The sequence below is a fragment of the Frankia sp. AgB32 genome, from assembly GCF_023243045.1.
Taxonomy (GTDB): Bacteria; Actinomycetota; Actinomycetes; order Frankiales; family Frankiaceae; genus Frankia.
Genome location: NZ_JALKFX010000036.1, coordinates 1 through 14388, shown reverse-complemented (window position 1 = coordinate 14388; position 14388 = coordinate 1). Strand labels below are relative to the sequence as shown.

12 protein-coding genes are annotated in these 14388 nt (G+C 72.9%); 9 read left to right on the top strand and 3 right to left on the bottom strand.

Features of this window, described 5'->3' with window-relative positions; genetic code table 11:
• The gene (gene era, locus MXD60_RS13295; RefSeq protein WP_518467890.1) at positions 1–948 is read left to right on the top strand and encodes a GTPase Era; all 948 of its coding nucleotides are present in this window, start codon (positions 1–3) and stop codon (positions 946–948) included.
• 36 nt (positions 949–984) lie between these two features.
• Here era and MXD60_RS28780 read toward each other — a convergent pair whose 3' ends face one another.
• Complete coding sequence (locus MXD60_RS28780) at positions 985–1914, bottom strand: NUDIX domain-containing protein (RefSeq protein WP_308222463.1); 930 nt, start codon at positions 1912–1914, stop codon at positions 985–987.
• 181 nt (positions 1915–2095) lie between these two features.
• Here MXD60_RS28780 and recO point away from each other — a divergent pair, with 181 nt between their 5' ends.
• The 6 genes from recO to MXD60_RS13260 all read left to right on the top strand — a co-directional run bounded on the left by recO (position 2096) and on the right by MXD60_RS13260 (position 10645).
• On the top strand, positions 2096–2827 hold the full coding sequence (gene recO / locus MXD60_RS13285) for a DNA repair protein RecO (RefSeq protein ID WP_248819355.1): 732 nt from the start codon (positions 2096–2098) through the stop codon (positions 2825–2827).
• Positions 2828–3028: 201 nt separating this feature from the next.
• Positions 3029–3826 carry an isoprenyl transferase gene (locus MXD60_RS13280; protein ID WP_248819354.1) on the top strand — a complete coding sequence of 266 codons (798 nt, stop codon included), beginning with the start codon at positions 3029–3031 and terminating at the stop codon, positions 3824–3826.
• A complete protein-coding gene (locus MXD60_RS13275) occupies positions 3819–4253 on the top strand; it encodes an antibiotic biosynthesis monooxygenase (RefSeq protein ID WP_248819353.1) in 435 nt (144 codons plus the stop codon). Before MXD60_RS13280 ends, MXD60_RS13275 begins: the two co-directional genes overlap by 8 nt.
• A gap of 325 nt (positions 4254–4578) precedes the next feature.
• Positions 4579–7632 (top strand): glycine--tRNA ligase, encoded by a 3054-nt coding sequence (locus MXD60_RS13270; protein WP_248819352.1) that lies wholly within the window; start codon positions 4579–4581, stop codon positions 7630–7632.
• Positions 7633–7723: 91 nt separating this feature from the next.
• Entirely contained in the window at positions 7724–8410 is a 687-nt protein-coding gene (locus MXD60_RS13265) for a YdcF family protein (protein WP_248819351.1), read from the top strand.
• Between the two features lie 360 nt (positions 8411–8770).
• Entirely contained in the window at positions 8771–10645 is a 1875-nt protein-coding gene (locus MXD60_RS13260) for a transketolase (protein WP_248819350.1), read from the top strand.
• A 185-nt stretch (positions 10646–10830) separates the two neighbouring features.
• Here MXD60_RS13260 and MXD60_RS13255 read toward each other — a convergent pair whose 3' ends face one another.
• Positions 10831–11370, bottom strand: coding sequence for a PH domain-containing protein (locus tag MXD60_RS13255; RefSeq protein WP_248819349.1), 540 nt, complete (start codon positions 11368–11370; stop codon positions 10831–10833).
• A 40-nt stretch (positions 11371–11410) separates the two neighbouring features.
• Positions 11411–11566, bottom strand: coding sequence for a hypothetical protein (locus tag MXD60_RS13250; protein ID WP_248819348.1), 156 nt, complete (start codon positions 11564–11566; stop codon positions 11411–11413).
• Positions 11567–11660: 94 nt separating this feature from the next.
• Between MXD60_RS13250 and MXD60_RS13245 the strand changes: the two genes are divergently transcribed.
• Together MXD60_RS13245 and dnaG are read left to right on the top strand one after the other, a co-directional pair.
• The gene (locus tag MXD60_RS13245) at positions 11661–12923 is read left to right on the top strand and encodes a deoxyguanosinetriphosphate triphosphohydrolase (protein WP_248819347.1); all 1263 of its coding nucleotides are present in this window, start codon (positions 11661–11663) and stop codon (positions 12921–12923) included.
• A 417-nt stretch (positions 12924–13340) separates the two neighbouring features.
• Positions 13341–14388, top strand: a 1048-nt coding sequence (dnaG, locus tag MXD60_RS13240) for a DNA primase (RefSeq protein WP_248819346.1), incomplete at its 3' end; no start/stop codon positions are given.

Genomic DNA, 14388 nt, shown 5'->3' with positions numbered 1-14388 from the left:
GTGGCCGTGTCCAGCGGCGCCGCCGCTCCGGGGATCACCCCGGCCGACTTCCGCTCCGGTTTCGCCTGCCTCGTCGGCCGGCCCAATGCCGGCAAGTCGACGCTGACCAATGCGCTGGTCGGCACCAAGGTCGCCATCACCAGCGGCCGGCCGCAGACCACCCGGCACGCCATCCGCGGCATCGTGCACCGCGACGACGCGCAGCTCGTCCTCGTCGACACCCCTGGTCTGCACCGGCCGCGGACCCTGCTCGGCCAGCGCCTCAACGATGTCGTGCGGGCCACCCTGTCCGAGGTCGACGTGGTCGGTTTCTGCATGCCCGCCGACGAGCCGGTGGGCCGCGGTGACCGCTACATCGCCGAGGAGCTCGGCCGGCTGCCGAAACGCACGCCGGTCGTCGCCATCCTCACCAAGACCGACAAGGTGCCCGATCCGGACCGGATCGGGGCCCGCCTGCTCGAGGTCTCCGGCCTGGGCGAGTTCAGCGACATCGTGCCCGTGAGCGCGGTGCGCACCTACCAGGTCGACGTCCTCGCCGACGTGCTGGTCTCCCGGCTGCCGACCGGCCCCATGCTGTACCCCGGCGGTGAGCTGACCGACGAGCCCGAGCAGGTGATGGTCGCCGAGCTGGTGCGGGAGGCGGCGCTGGAGGGCGTGCGCGACGAGCTCCCGCACTCGCTGGCGGTGGTGGTCGAGGAGATGGTGCCGCGGGAGGACCGCCCGGCGAACCGCCCGCTGCTCGACGTCCGGGTCCATGTCTTCGTCGAGCGGTCGAGCCAGAAGGCGATCGTGATCGGTGCCGGCGGCTCCCGGCTCAAGGCGGTCGGCACCCGGGCGCGTACCCAGATCGAGGCCCTGCTCGGTACGCCGGTCTACCTCGACCTGCACGTCAAGGTCGCCAAGGACTGGCAGCGCGACCCCCGCCAGCTGCGCCGCCTCGGTTTCTGACGCGGCCGCTGTCCGACCGCGGGCCGGGGCGGCCCGTCACCGGCGGGTAAGGCGGCGCCACCAGCCCGGTCGCTGCACCACCTCGCGCGGCTCGGCCGGGGGCGCCGCACCGGCCCCGTCACCGTCCACGATCTCCAGCGGCGCCGGTCGTCCCCGCCGCCGAGATCTGGCGGGCTCGCCGGGCGGCCGGGCGGCAGCCACGGTGTCCGCCGCGGGCGCCGGCACCCAGGGCACGCGGACGCCGTCACCCGGCAGCCGGGGAACGGGCTCCGGCGTCCCTTCGCGCGGGGCCCCTTCGCGCGGCGTCGCTGCGCACGGGGACGCGGTGCGCGGTGCCGTGCCCGGGGTGTCTGCGGGCGTCGGCTCGGCATCCGGTACGGATGCGGACGGTGACGGCGTCGTCGTGATCGCGGCTTGAGTGGCCGGGGTCTGAGTGGCCGGGGTCTGAGCAGCCGGGGTTTCTGGTGTCGCGTCGGCGGCGTGGCCGTTGGTGCTCGTCAGGGGCGGTGTGCTGGCGTCGAGGGCTGTTTCGAGCAGGGCGTGGCGGTTCACCAGGATGAACTCCTTGGCCTCCGGCGGCTGCAGGGCGTAGCGGCTGAGCTTCTTGCCGCGCAGGTCGATCCGCTCGACGTCGTAACGGCCCTTCGCCGGGTTGCTGAACTCCTCCCCGGTGCGCAGGGACAGATCCATGGAGACGAGCCGGCACACGAAGAAGTGCGCCACCGCGATGCCGTCGCCACGCGGCGGGCTGGTGAGGAAGACCTGCTGGACACGGTCGACCGTCGCGCCGAGTTCCTCGGCGAGCTCGCGGTGCAGCGCCGCCTCGATCGAGTCGTCCTCGGGGTCGACCCCGCCGCCCGGCGTGGACCAGTAGGGCTTGCGCTTGGGCAACGTCCGCCGAAAGAGGACCAGCCGGCTCTCCTCGTCGATGAGGATCGCCCGCGCCGTCCGCCGTACAACCCGCACTGCGCCATCATCCGGCAAGGCAGCGGCCTGCCGCGCGGGTGAGTCCGGTGAAATCGGTCGCCGACGACGGTCGGTAGGGGTGGCGTTACCGGAGGTCGCCATCCGGGATGGCCCGGTCTCGGCGGGGCACCGGATGACCTCGCCTTACCCCGCCGGGTCGGGCTCGTGCAACCATGGGCGGGTGCCGGTGTATCGCGACGAAGGGGTCGTCCTGCGAACGACTCCGCTCGCCGAGGCTGACCGCATCATCACCGTGCTCACTCGTCGCACCGGCCGGGTGCGGGCCGTCGCCAAGGGTGTGCGCAAGACGACCTCGCGGTTCGGCTCCCGGCTGGAGCCCGGCACGTATGTCGACCTGATGCTGCATTCCGGCCGGTCGCTGGACACGGTCACGCAGGCCGACATCATTTCCCCCTACGGGACGACGATCGCGCTCGACTATGCCCGGCACACCGCCGCGGCCGTGATGCTGGAGACCGCGGAGCGGCTGACCAGCGAGGAGCGGGAGCCGGCGCTGCGGCTGTTCCTGCTCCTCGTCGGGGGTCTGCGCACGCTGGCGGCGGGGGAGCGGCCGCCCGCGCTGGTGCTCGACGCCTACCTGCTGCGCTCGCTGGCGGTGTCGGGGTACGGCATGGCGCTGGACGACTGTGCCCGGTGCGGGGAGCCGGGTCAGCACCTGTCGCTGACCGTCGGGGGCGGCGGCGTAGTCTGCGCGCAATGTCGGCCACATGGCGCGGCGTCGGTCTCGGCGGGAGCGGTGCGGCTGCTGACGGATCTGCTGCGTGGCGACTGGGATGGGGCGCTGCGCAGCGACCTCCGGGCCCGGCGGGAGGCAGGTGGCATCGTCGCCGCCTATCTCCAGTGGCATCTCGAGCGGGGACTGCGCGCGTTGCCGCATCTGGAACGGGCTTGACGTGGCCGCCTCGGCGGGTTCGGGCAGCGGGGGGACGCGCTGAATGCCGACGAGGGCGGACATGGTGAGGTGGACGGCGACAGTGGGCAGCTTCCCGCGCAGTTCGGGCGTCTGCAGGGGGACGGTGTGGCGATGGCAGGTACCAGTGCAACGGATGACGACGGCTCGGCGCAGCCCTGGCCCGATCTGGGGAGGTAGGCCGTGACTGTGCGCAATGAGCTGGGGGCGCGGTTCCGGGATCCGCACCCTCACCCTTCGGGCGCCCGTCCCCCGGTGATGCCGGCCAGCCTGGTCCCGAAGCACGTGGGCATCGTCATGGACGGCAACGGTCGCTGGGCGAAGCGGCGCGGCCTGGCTCGGACGAAGGGCCACGAGGCCGGCGAGGACGCCCTGTTCGACTGCGTCGAGGGGGCCATCGAGCTCGGCGTGCGTTGGCTGTCGGTCTACGCCTTCTCGACGGAGAACTGGAAGCGCTCGCCCGACGAGGTCGCGTTCCTGATGCGCTTCACCGACGGCGTGTTCGGCCGGCGCATCGATGACATGGACGCGCTCGGCGTGCGGGTGCGTTGGGCGGGCCGGCGCCCCCGGCTGTGGGGCAGCGTCATCCGCCGACTGGAGTCCGCCGAGCAGCTCACCCGGGACAACGACCGGCTCACGCTGGTGATGTGCGTGAACTACGGCGGGCGGGCGGAGATCGCGGACGCGGCGGCGGCGATCGCCCGGGACGTGCGCGACGGCCGGCTGCGCGCCGACCGGATCGACGAGGCGACGGTCAGCCGCTATCTCGACGAGCCCGACATGCCCAATCTGGACCTGGTCATCCGCACCTCCGGTGAGCAGCGGCTGAGCAACTTCCTGCTCTGGCAGGCCGCGTACGCCGAGTTCTCCTTCGTGGACACGCTGTGGCCGGATTTCGACCGCCGCGACCTGTGGTCGGCGTGCCAGGACTTCGCCCGGCGCGACCGGCGGTACGGCGGCACGGTCGCGCATCGTGCCTGAGGATCCGGCCAGCCCCGAGCACCCGGGCAGGCCGCCGCGGCCGGGCGGGTGGGCGGCGGGCGCTGGGGCGCCGGTGGTCGCCCAGATCGCCTTCGTGCTGCCACCGGCCGCGGCGGCGGAGTTCCCCGCGGGTGCGCGTGCGGCACTGGACGCGCTCGCCGAGGCCCGCGGCTTCCGCTCCGGCCGCCTCGCCCGGGCGCTCGACGCCCCCGAGTCCTGGCTGCTGACCACCGAGTGGGACGGTCCCGGCCCGTGGCGGCGGGCGCTGTCCTCCTTCGAGGTCCGGCGCACGCTGACGCCGCTGCTGGCGCATGCCGTCGACGCGCCCGGCGCCTTCGAGGTGCTCTCCGCCGTGGGCCCCGCGGCCGGCACCTTCCGCTCCGACCGCGCCGTCGACGCGGACACCGCCGCGCCCCGCCGCCCCTGACCCGACCCCCGCCTCTTCGCCCGCGACGCCGGGTTCCCGCTCGCCCCGCCTCCTCGCGCGAGTTCCGGATGATCGGGCGGTGCGGCCTGCCGCCGGATTGTCGGCGCCGACCGGTAGCCTCGAATCGGCATCGTGGCCACGCGGCTTCGTGCGCTCCGGGCGCGGGTGCGCGGCACCTGCCCGCCCGGTTCGCCGGTCGGCGCGGCCGTGATCGCCGGACCGGCCCGCCCGCGGGAGCCGCCCGTCCGCGGCCCGCAGTCCCACCGGCGGGCGGGGCGTCCCGCTCCGTCCGTGACCGTGATCGTGAAAAGCCGAGGCCTACCCGATGTTGACCATGCAGGACGCGTTGCTGGCGCTGACCCGTTACTGGACCGACCACGGCTGCATGATCATGCAGCCGTTCAACACCGAGGTCGGTGCCGGTACGCTCAACCCCGCCACGGTCCTGCGGGTGCTCGGCCCGGAGCCGTGGCAGGTGGCCTACGTGGAGCCCTCGGTCCGCCCGGACGACTCCCGCTACGGCCAGAACCCGAACCGGCTGCAGACGCACACCCAGTTCCAGGTGATCCTCAAGCCGGACCCGGGCAACGCCCAGGAGCTCTACCTGGGCAGCCTGGCCGCGATCGGGGTCGACACCGCCGCCCACGACGTGCGCTTCGTCGAGGACAACTGGGCCTCGCCGGCGCTCGGCGCCTGGGGGCTCGGCTGGGAGGTCTGGCTCGACGGGCTGGAGATCACCCAGTTCACCTACTTCCAGCAGGCCGGCGGCCAGACCCTCGACACGACCAGCGTCGAGATCACCTACGGCATGGAGCGCATCCTCATGGCGCTGCAGGGGGTGCGCCACTTCAGCGAGCTGGCGTACGCCCCGGGCGTGTCCTACGGCGAGGTGTTCGGCCAGGCCGAGTACGAGATGTCGCGGTACTACCTCGACGACGCCGACATCGACACGGTGCGCCGGATGTACGCCGACTACGCCGCCGAGGCCCGCCGGCTGGTCGATGCGCGGCTGCCGGTGCCGGCCCATTCCTATGTGCTGAAGTGCTCGCACGCGTTCAACATCCTCGACTCCCGCGGCGCGGTCTCGACCACCGAGCGGGCGACCGCGTTCACCCAGATGCGCGGGCTGTCCCGGGAGGTCGCCGCGCTGTGGCGGGACCGCCGCGAGGAGCTTGGGTATCCGCTGGGGGTGGCGAGTCCGGCGGCGCCGGCCGTGCCGGCGGAGGTGACGGCGGCGGTGACCGAGCCGGCCACCCTGCTGTTCGAGATCGGGACGGAGGAGCTGCCGGCCGCCGAGGTCACCCGCACGACCGAAGCGGTCCGCGCCGGCCTGCTCGACCGGCTGGCCGCCACCCGGCTGACCCACGGCGAGGTTCGGGTCTCGGGTACGCCCCGGCGGATCGTGGCGATCGTCGAGGACGTGGCCCCGCGCGAACCCGACGTCGAGCAGGAGGTGCGCGGCCCGCGGGTCTCGGCCGCCTACGACGCCGCGGGTGAGCCGACGAAGGCCGTGACCGGCTTCCTGCGGGGGCAGGGAGGCGAGCTGGCGGACCTGCGCGTCGTGACGCACCGCGGCGCCGAGCACGTCGCCCTGGTGCGCACCCAGGCCGGCCGGGACGCGCTCGACGTGCTCGCGGGCCTGCTCGGCGAGCTGGTCGCCGGGCTGCGCGCCGAGCGCAACATGCGCTGGAGTGACCCCACGCTGTCGTTCAGCCGCCCGGTGCGCTGGCTGGTGGCCCTGCTGGGCGAGACCGTCGTGCCGGTCGCCGTGTCGAGCCTCGCCGCCGGGCGGACCACCCACGGGCACCGGCGGGCCGGCTCGCCGGCGATCGAGGTCGCCGCCGCGGACGGCTATCCCGAGCTGCTCGCCACCCGCTCGATCATGATCGACCCGGCCGCGCGGCGCGAACTCATCGTGGACGCGGCGGCCAAGCTCACCGCCGACTCCGGCGGTCACATCGACCCCGTCGCCGACGCCGGCACCCTCGCCGAGGTGACGAACCTCGTCGAGTACCCACGGCCGCTGCTCGGCGCCTTCGAGGCCCGGTTCCTGGACCTGCCCGCCGAGATCCTCACCACCGTCATGCGCAGGCACCAGCGCTACCTGCCGGTGCGCGACGCCGCCGGCGAGCTGCTGCCCGCGTTCGTCGCCGTCGCCGACGGCGAGGTCGACGAGGCGCTGGTCCGCGCCGGCAACGAGGACGTCATCCGGGCCCGCTTCGCCGACGCGGCGTTCTTCTACGACGCGGACGTCAAGGTTCCCCTGGAGACGTTCCGGGCGGGCCTGGCGAAGCTCACCTTCGAACAGCGGCTCGGCTCGGTCGCGGACCGCGCCGACCGGATCGGCGCGCTGGCCCGGGCGCTCGGCGGCGAGATCGGCCTCGCCGGCGAGACGCGGGCGACGCTGGACCGGGCCGCCGCGCTCGCCAAGTTCGACCTCGCCACCCAGATGGTCATCGAACTGTCCAGTCTCGCTGGGACGATGGCGCGGGAGTACGCCCGCCGGGCCGGCGAGCCCGAGGCGGTCGCCACCGCGCTCTACGAGATGGAGCTGCCGCGTCGCGCCGGTGACGACCTGCCCGGCACCGTCCCCGGCGCCCTGCTTGCCCTGGCCGACCGCCTGGACCTGCTCGTCGGGCTGTTCGCCCTGGACGCGGCACCGAGCGGCAGCTCCGACCCGTTCGGCCTGCGCCGCGCCGCGCTCGGCGCCGCGGCCATCCTCGCCGGCCAGCCCGAGCTCGCCGGACTCGACCTCGCGGACCTGCTCGCCCGGGCCGCCCGGCTGAGCCCCGTGCAGGTGTCCGCCGACGCGCTCGCCGCGGCCGAGACGTTCATCCGCGGCCGGTACACCCAGCAGCTTCTCGACGGCGGGGTGGACCACCGGCTGGTCGGCGCCGTCGGTCCGCTCACCGGCATCCCGGCCCGCGCGGCGGCCACCCTCGCGACGCTGCGGACGCTGACCGGCAGTGCGTCGGCGCCGGCGGACAGCAGGAGTTTCGCCGCCCTCGCCGCCGCGCTGCAGCGGGTGCGCCGGATCGTGCCGGCGGGCACGGCGGCCGTCCTCGACGGCGAACGGCTCGTCGAGCCGGCCGCGCAGCGGCTGCTGAGCGTCGTCACGGACCTCGCCCGCCAGCTCGGCGACCGGGCGGTGGCCGCTGGCACGCCCGCCAGCGCGGCGTTCGTCCCGCTCGCGGACCTGGTCACCGTCGCCGCGGACCTGCCGGCTGCCGTGGACGGCTTCTTCGACGCGCTGATGGTGATGGACCCGGACCCGGCTGTCCGCCAGGCCCGCCTCGGTCTGCTCGCCACCATCCGGGACCTCACCGCGGGCACTCTTGACTGGGAGGCCCTCGGCTCTCTCGCATCAGCCGGTCACTGAGGCCGGCAGCTACGGGCCGTCGGGCGGAAGGGGCGGGCGGAGGTGGTCCCGGGCACGATGGAATGCGCCGTAGGGGTCTAACGTCCTTTGCGTGGGTCTGTCCCGTCCTCGTCTCGCCATCCGTCCGTTTCACGCCGACTGGTACCGGGTGCCGTGGTGGCGGTGGGCCGTGCGGGTGGTGGCCGCGCTCGTCGCGGCCCTTGTCGTCGCGTCCCTGACGACGCTCGTCCAGGTGTGGTGGGTCGGCCGGGAGGACCATCACCCGCGCTCCGACGTGCTGGTCGTGCTGGGAGCGTCCCAGTACGACGGGCGCCCCTCCGCGGTATTCGCCACCCGGCTCGACCACGCCCTGGCGCTGTACCGCGAAGGGGTGGCACCCACCGTGATCACCATCGGCGGCAAGCAGCCGGGAGACCGTTACACCGAGGCCGAGGCGGGCGCGGCCTACCTGCGCCGCCGGGGCGTGCCGGCGGGCGAGGTGATCGTCGTGCCGGAGGGATCGGACACGCTCGGCTCGCTGACCGCGGTCGCCGGGGTGATGAACTCGCGGCACTGGCGCTCGGCGGTGCTGGTCACCGATCCCTGGCACAGCCTGCGGTCCCGCACGATGGCCCGTGACCTGGGCCTGACCGCGAGCACGTCGCCGGTCACCACCGGGCCGTCCGTCCACGGAGTGGACACCAAGATTCACTACATCATCCGGGAGGGCCTGGGTTATCGCTGGTACCAGCTCTTCCACCGGGCCTCACCGCCGGAGGCGAAAACCCCAGGGGTGTGAGAGTGCCGCCGGGGCCTGTCCGCGCTGCCGACACGGGCGCGGCGGCACCGACCGGCGTCGCGCCCGGCGCCACCATCCGGCGAGCGACCCGCCCCGGCTGCCGGTGCGTGGACGGTTCCCACCGGCGCGGACGTCGACACCGGTGGCGAGATCGGCCGCCGCGCCACCGGGGCCGGCTCGGGTGGATCGTGAGTGTGACCTATGCGGGATCCCATCGACCCTCTTCGGTGCTCACCCACGCTGGTACGGTTCGGATCGCCGGGCGAAAGGGTAGTGCGACAGGCGGCGGCGATGCAACCGGCGGAGACGGGCACGCGACGCGTGTGACAACACCCTGCGGATCACAATAAGGAGACTGGTGTGGCAACTCCCGTATCCGAAAGCGCGGTCGGGACGGCTGATCTGAAGACGGTCCGCGAACTCGCGGCGCAGCTGCGCGTCGACTCGGTGCGCAGCAGCACGTCGGCTGGCTCCGGGCATCCCACCTCATCGATGTCCGCGGCGGACATACTGGCCGTGCTGGTGGCGCGGCACCTGCGCTACGACTGGGACAACCCCGAGGACCCGGCGAACGACCACCTCATCTTCTCGAAGGGGCACGCCTCCCCGCTGCTCTACTCGGTCTACAAGGCGGTCGGGGTCGTCAGCGACGACGAGCTGATGAACGGCTACCGCCGGTTCGGCGAGCGCCTGCAGGGGCACCCGACGCCGATCCTGCCATGGGTCGACGTCGCCACCGGCTCGCTCGGCCAGGGCCTGCCGGACGCCGTCGGTGTCGCGATCGCCGGCAAGTACCTCGACAAGTCGCCGTACCGCGTCTGGGTGCTGTGCGGTGACAGCGAGATGGCCGAGGGCTCGATCTGGGAGGCGCTCGACAAGGCCGCCTACTACAAGCTGTCGAACCTCGTCGCGATCGTCGACGTCAACCGGCTCGGCCAGCGCGGCCCGACGGAGTTCGGCTGGGACATGGACCGCTACGCCAAGCGGGTCGAGGCGTTCGGTGCCCGCGCGGTCGTCATCGACGGCCACGACGTCGACGCCATCGACGCCGCCCTCGCCGACGCCGAGGACGCCTCCCGGCCGACGGTCATCCTCGCCCGTACCCGCAAGGGCGAGGGCTTCTCCGAGGTCGCCGACGCGGAGGGGTGGCACGGCAAGCCGCTGCCCGCCGACATGGCCGAGCGCGCCATCGCCGAGCTCGGCGGTGAGCGCGACCTGCGCGTGCGCGGCCCGATCCCGGCGGCGGACCAGCCCCGGCCGGAGCCGATCCAGCGCCCCGCGATCACCCTGCCCCGCTACGAGCTGGGTGCCAAGGTGGCCACCCGGCGGGCGTACGGGCAGGCGCTCGCGGCGCTCGGTGCCCGCACCGACGTCGTCGCCCTGGACGCTGAGGTCAGCAACTCGACGTACGCCGAGGACTTCGGCAAGGCCTACCCGGACCGCTTCTTCGAGATCTTCATCGCCGAGCAGCAGCTCGTCGCCACGGCCGTCGGTCTGTCGGTGCGCGGCTACGTGCCGTTCGCGTCGACGTTCGCGGCGTTCTTCTCCCGCGCCTACGACTTCATCCGGATGGCCGCGATCTCCCAGGTCGACATCCGGCTGGCCGGCAGCCACGCCGGCGTGGAGATCGGTGCGGACGGCCCGTCGCAGATGGCGCTGGAGGACCTCGCGATGATGCGGGCCGTCGGCGGGTCCACGGTGCTGTACCCGAGCGACGCGACGTCCGCCGCCGCGCTCATCGAGGCGATGGCCGACCTGTCCGGCGTGAGCTACATGCGCACGACCCGCGGTGCCTACCCGGTGCTCTACGGTCCGGACGAGCCGTTCGCGCCCGGCGGGTCGAAGGTGCTGCGCCGTTCGGATGGCGACACCGTCACGCTCGTAGGTGCCGGGGTCACCCTGCACGAGTCCCTGGCCGCGGCCGACACGCTGGCCGCCGAGGGAGTCGCCGCGCGGGTGATCGACCTCTACTCGGTCAAGCCGGTGGACGCCGCGACCCTGCTGGAGGCCGCCCGGGCCACCGGCGGGAAGATCGTCGTGACGGAGGACCACTACCCTGAGGGCGGGCTGGCCGGCGCGGTGCTGTCCGCGCTGGACGACAGCGGCCTGGCGCTGAACGTGCGCCACCTCGCGGTGCGGTCGCTGCCGGGTTCCGGCACTCCCACCGAGCTGCTCGACGCCGCCGGCATCTCGGCGAAGCACATCGTCGACGCCGCGCGCGACCTGCTGCGCTGAGCGCGCCGCGGCAGCCGGCCTGACAGCACAACCATGAGGGGCCGGGGAGCAGTTGCTCCCCGGCCCCTCATGGCGTTCAGCGCCGACGGTGTGCAGTATCAGCGGTGCGCTGTCATCAGTGGTGCTCGGTCATCAATCGTGCCCTGTCAGTGCCTGCCGGCCACCGTGTCCCGCCGGTGACCGGCTCAGTCGTCGCCTGCGGGGGAGGGCGCTCCACCGAAGGTCATGTCGACCAGGGTGAGGTAGAGCCGGTCCGGCCGAGGCAGGAACTGGATCTTCGACAGCGCCTGGTCCTGGCCGGCCGACTCGACCACGAACTCGCCGTACCCGAGCAGGCGGCCGAGGGGATCCCGGTTGTAGGTCAGGTCCGTGATCTTCGACAGCGGCATCGTCTGGACCTTCCGGAAGAAGATCCCGGACACCTTCAGCAGCCGCTTGTCGGTGATCATCAGATGATCGAACTGCCAGTCCGCGACCTTCCAGAGCATCCGGAGGATCATGACCAGCGCGAAGTACCACAGCAGCGGGGTGATGAAGCCCGCGTCGACGTCCTGGGCGGCGAACAGGATGTTCGCCACCAGGGCGAGCAGTACGGCACCCAGCGTCTGCAGGAACACGGGTAGCAGGACGGCCCAGTGCAGCCGCACCATCATCACCAGGCGCTCCTGGGATGCCAGGTACTTGGCGTCGCGCTGCGCCGGATCCGGAAGCTGGAGTCTCACCACGCTGGCAGTGTCCCAGACATCCGGGCCGCCCGGACAGGGATCACAATGCGGTGTCGGTGACGAACTGGGACACCCCATCCGCCCAGGACTGCAACCATCCGAACACGCGGTCGATGATGCTGGCCGCACTGTTGGGTGCGGTCACCACGAAGAAGATGACGAACGCGATCGCGCCATACTTGATGATCTTGTCCACGGCGGGCCTCCGGGCCGATTGGTGAAGGGTGCGCACAAAGTATCGTCGCTGCGATCCGCCGAGGTCCCCGAATCGCGCCGATACGCTCAAGCTCGTGGTCGCTGAGTGGTATGACGCCTTGGACATCGTCCGTCGGGTTGATGAACGTCCGAAGGCTACACCGCAGTCGCGCAGCCCGTTTGCCCGGGATCGCGCGCGGGTGCTGCACTCCAGCGCGTTGCGCCGGCTCGCCGGAAAGACGCAGGTCGTGGGCCCGCTCGACGACGACTTCCCGCGTACGCGGCTGACGCATTCGCTGGAGACGGCGCAGGTCGGGCGGGAGCTCGCGGCGGAGCTCGGGGCCGACCCCGACCTCGTCGACGCGGCCTGTCTCGCCCATGACCTGGGCCATCCCCCTTTTGGGCATAACGGTGAGCAGGCACTGGACAGGGCGGCCGCCGCCTGCGGCGGTTTCGAGGGCAACGCCCAGAGCCTGCGCGAGCTGACGAGGCTGGAAACCAAGATCGTCGACGTCTACGGGAGCAGCGCGGGCCTGAACCTGACCCGCGCGAGCCTCGACGCGGCGACCAAGTACCCCTGGGCCCGCGGCCACGGGCCCGACCCGGTCGCGACGAAGTACGGCGCGTACACCGAGGACCTGCCCGTCCTCGCCTGGCTGCGGGCGGACGCGCCGCCCGGGCGGCGCTGCTTCGAGGCGCAGATCATGAACTGGGCGGACGACGTCGCCTACTCGGTCCACGATCTGGAGGACGGAGTCGTCGCCGGCCACATCGAACTGGCGGCCCTCGACGACCCGGGACACCGCGAGGAACTGGCCACCGCGACGGCACTGCGGTTCCCGGAGTCTCCCGCCGCGGCGGTCGCCGCCGCCCTGGACGCACTGCGTGCCCAGCCCTGGTGGATCCGCTCGGAGATCACCTCGGCGCGCGGCCAGGCGGCGCTGCGGGCGATGACGAGCGAACTCATCGCCAGGTTCTCCCGGGCCGCCGTCCGCGCCACCCGCGAGCGCCACCCGAGCGGGCCACCGCGGCGCTTCGGCGCGGACCTGGCGGTGGACGCGGCCACCGTGGCCGAGTGCGCGGCCCTCAAGGGCGTCACCGCCTGGTACGTCATGGAGCGACCGGGGGCGCGGGCGCGCCAGGCCCGGCAGCGGGAGGTCATCGGCGAGCTCGTGGAACTGGTCCTGCTCGGCGCCCCGCGGACGCTGGACCCGTCGCTGCGGCCGTTCTTCGCCGCCGCCGCGGACGACGCGGCCCGACTACGGGTGGTCATCGACCAGGTCGCCCGGTTGACCGACGCCAGCGCCGAGCGGCGCCACGCCACGCTGCGCGGTCGGCCGATGCCCCGGATCCTGTGACCGTCCGGGCAGCGGCGACCATCCCGGCCGCGGCGACGCGGCGGGAGGTAAAAGGTTGCGTCGCGTTCCGCCGTCGGTGTGCCCCCGCCGCCCCCGCCGGAGGGACGTCCGCGCCCCCGGGTGCGGGCGGCTTCGCGAGCCCCGCGCGCGGCGGCGCCGAACCGGATGGGATCGCAGGTCGCGGCCCCTGTCCCCAACATTCCCGTGGCATGATCCGTACTGTCGCGCTTACGACACGTACCATCGCACCGGTAGGACCGATGTGCGGGGCGCCGCGTAAGTGGCCGCCGGCCTCGGTCGGGGGTTCCGGCGGCAGCGTTCCGAAGATCGGTCAAGTGGGTATGACCTGGCACACGACTGGTGGGCGATCTGCCCCGGGTGAGGTACCTCGCCCGGCACGGACGAGGGGAGGGGCGGATGGCCGGACGCATCCGTGATGCCGATGTCGCCCTGGTCCGGGAGCGCTCGCCGATCGCGGACGTCGTCTCCGAACACGTCCAACTGCGCCCCGCCGGGCGCAACGAGCTGGTCGGGCTGTGCCCGTTCCATGAGGAGAAGTCACCCTCCTTCTACGTCAACGTCGCCACCGGCCTGTTCCACTGCTTCGGCTGCCAGCAGGGTGGCGACGTCTACTCCTTCGTCCGGGAGATCGACGGGCTGAGCTTCCGGGAGGCGGCCGAGCGGCTGTCCCGGCGGGCCGGCGTCACGTTGACCTTCGAGGGCGGCGGCACCACCGACCGCACGGTCGCCAGTCAGCGCCAGCGGTTGCTGGAGGCGCACCGGATCGCGGCCGAGTTCTACGCCGAGCAGCTCACCAGCCATCCTGACGCCCGGGCCGGCTGGGACTTCCTGACCGCCCGCGGGTTCGACCTCGAGGCCGCCCGCCGCTTCGGCGTCGGCTACGCGCCGACCGGCTGGGACGCACTCACCCGGCAGCTGCTGGCCCGCCGCTTCACCGGCGAGGAACTGGTGCTCGGCGGCCTGTCGAAGCAGGGTTCCCGGGGCGGCCTGATCGACCGGTTCCACCACCGTCTCATGTGGCCGATCAAGGACCTCGCCGGTGAGGTCGTCGGTTTCGGCGGCCGGCTGCTGGCCGCCGACGGAACGCCGAACGCGGGCCCGAAGTACCTCAACTCGCCCGAGACACCGCTGTTCAAGAAGGCGACGCTGCTCTACGGCGCCGAGCTGGCCCGCCGCGATATCGCCCGGCGTTACCAGGTCGTCGTGGTCGAAGGGTATACGGATGTCATGGCCTGCCATCTGGCCGGCGTGACCACCGCTGTGGCCACCTGTGGCACGGCCTTCGGTCCGGAGCATGTCGGCGTCGTGCGTCGACTGCTGATGGACTCGGACGAGCGCCGCGGCGAGGTCATCTTCACCTTCGACGGTGACGCCGCCGGGCAGAAGGCGGCCATGCGCGCCTTCGAGCACGAGGAGCGCTTCGCCACGCAGACGTTCGTCGCGG

Bases quoted from the DNA above. Each gene is read 5' to 3' on its own strand.
- MXD60_RS13270 (WP_248819352.1), top strand. From the start codon at position 4,579: ATGTTGACCATGCAGGACGCGTTGCTGGCGCTGACCCGTTACTGGACC.